At 55.5% G+C, this 236-nt stretch carries 1 protein-coding gene; it reads left to right on the forward strand.

Translation table 11 applies throughout. The features are described 5' to 3' along the window. On the forward strand, positions 1–236 hold a 236-nt coding region (locus tag QN347_RS20905), incomplete at both ends, for a GGDEF domain-containing protein (RefSeq protein WP_323494562.1).

Genomic DNA, 236 nt, shown 5'->3' on the forward strand with positions numbered 1-236 from the left:
GTGCGCGCCGCAGTGGCCAAGTCAGCGCAGTGTTGTTCATTGATCTCGATAATTTTAAGATGATCAATGATGCACGCGGCCATGCGGTCGGTGATGCTTTGCTGCAGCAAGTCACGCAACGTTTGTTGGCTTCGTTGCGCGAGAATGATACGGTGGCGCGTATCGGCGGCGATGAGTTCGTGGTCTTGCTGGCCGATATTTCACACGAGGTGCAACATGGCGCGCAGATCGCCTTG

Origin of the sequence: Sphingomonas sp. 10B4 (assembly GCF_035019905.1) — a bacterium.
Taxonomy (GTDB): domain Bacteria; phylum Pseudomonadota; class Alphaproteobacteria; order Sphingomonadales; family Sphingomonadaceae; genus Sphingomonas; species Sphingomonas glacialis.